We start from the raw sequence: 1717 nt of genomic DNA, 5'->3' as shown, positions 1-1717 counted from the left end.
GCCGCGGACGACATCCGCGACCGGTTCGGCCCGGCCGTCATCGGCCCCGCCGCCGTCTACCGCCGCGCGTCCTGACGCCCACGCCCTCGCGAGGCGGCGCGCCCCGCCGACCCTCCGGGCGACAGCGCGTTCCGCCCGCGGCCCGGGAGTGACGCGCCCTGCCGGCTCGTCGCCGTGGTGACCGGCCGGCCGGTGATCGCGAGCAATGCGGCCGGACCGGCCGGGAGGGCCCGCGCCGCCAGGGCGGCGCGGACGGATCAGGCCGCCAGCGCCGCCCTGGCGGCCGTCACCGCCTGCGCGGCGTAACCGCCGCCGAAGAGCACCGTGTGCACCAGCAGCGGGAACAACTGGTGCAGCGGCACCCGCGCCTGCCAGCCGTCGGCGAGCGGCGCGGCCTCGTGGTAGCCGGCCAGCACCCGGTCCAGGTGCGGGCAGCCGAACAGCTGGAGCATGGCGAGGTCGGTCTCCCGGTGCCCGCCGTGCGCGGCGGGGTCGATCAACCAGGCCTCCCCGTCGGCGCCCCACAGCACGTTGCCGTTCCACAGGTCGCCGTGCAGCCGGGCGGGCGGTTCCGCAGGCCCGGACAGCTCGGGCAGCCGCTCGCACACGAGCTCCACGACGGCCGCGTCCGCCGCCCGCAGGACGCCCTCGTCGACCGCCCGGCGCAGATAGGGGAGCACCCGGTGCTCCGCGTACCAGGCCGGCCACCGCTCGCCGGGCACGTTGCGCATCGGCGCCGCTCCGATGAAAGCCTCCTCCGGCCCACCGGGCGGGGCGGCGCCGAAGGCGTCCGCGCCCGCCTCGTGCAGCGCGGCGAGCGCCCGGCCGAAACGCGTCGCGGCGCCCGGGTCCGGACGGCCCTCGGCGACCAGGTCGCTGACCAGCCACCGGTCGTCCCAGCCGTGCACCACCGGCACCCGGACCGCCCCCGCCCCGGCGAGCCAGCGCAATCCGGCGGCCTCGGCGCGCACCGCCCGGGCGTCCTCGCCGCGCTTGACCATCACCCGGCGGCCGTCGTCCAGCTCCACCTCGGTCGGGCCGCCCGCCGCACGCCGCTCCCCGGCGGCCCGACGGCCGGTCAGGCGCGCCGCGGCGGCCGCCGGCCCGTCCTCGGCGGTCATCCGTCCAGGTGCTCGCGGGCCCAGGCGAGCAGACCGGGGACGCTCGCCTCGATCATGCCCAGGACGTCCTCGAAGCCCTGGTCCCCTCCGTAGTACGGGTCCGGAACCTCCAGGTCGCCGGAGGCGACGGCCGCGGGGTCGAAGGAACGCAGCAGCCGCACCCGCGAGGGATCCGTGACCAGGCCGCGCAGCGCCTTCTCGTGCGTGCGGTCCATGGCGAGGAACAGGTCGGCGTCCAGATGCTCGGGGCCGACCTGGGCGGCCGCGTGACCGGTCGGATAACCGCGGGCGGCCAGCGCGCCGCCGGAACGCGGGTCGACGGGCTCCCCGACGTGCCAGTCGCCGATGCCGGCACTGGTCACCCGGACCCGGTCGTCGAGCCCCGCCCGGCGCAGGTGCTCCGCGACCACCAGGGCGGCGGAGGGGGACCGGCAGATGTTTCCGCTGCAGACGAAGGTGAGGTGCACCCGCACAGCCTACGGCGGACGGGCCGTCAGCGGACCCGGCGGAACGTGACGTCGAAGTCGTGGCGCCAGGCCGTGCCGTCCTCGCTGAACTCCCACGCGCCGGTCAGCGAGGAGCCCTTCGGGCCGACG

Annotated in this window: 2 protein-coding genes; both read right to left on the bottom strand. The window is 77.8% G+C overall.

The genetic code is table 11. From position 1 onward, the window contains the following. Positions 1 to 257: 257 nt before the first annotated feature. Positions 258 to 1121 carry a fructosamine kinase family protein gene (locus ACOV8S_RS21775; RefSeq protein ID WP_448319595.1) on the bottom strand — a complete coding sequence of 288 codons (864 nt, stop codon included), beginning with the start codon at positions 1119 to 1121 and terminating at the stop codon, positions 258 to 260. Next, positions 1118 to 1588 carry a low molecular weight protein-tyrosine-phosphatase gene (locus tag ACOV8S_RS21770; RefSeq protein WP_448319594.1) on the bottom strand — a complete coding sequence of 157 codons (471 nt, stop codon included), beginning with the start codon at positions 1586 to 1588 and terminating at the stop codon, positions 1118 to 1120. The genes ACOV8S_RS21775 and ACOV8S_RS21770 overlap by 4 nt, the downstream gene beginning before the upstream one ends. Between the last annotated feature and the right edge of the window lie 129 nt (positions 1589 to 1717).

The sequence above is a fragment of the Streptomyces sp. CO7 genome (genome assembly GCF_053474865.1).
The sequence above is the reverse complement of the archived record's forward strand: the minus strand, read 5'-3'. Positions and strand labels throughout refer to the sequence as shown.

Excerpts from the sequence above, each read along its gene's own strand:
- ACOV8S_RS21775 (WP_448319595.1), bottom strand. The coding sequence starts at position 1,121 with ATGACCGCCGAGGACGGGCCGGCGGCCGCCGCGGCGCGCCTGACCGGC.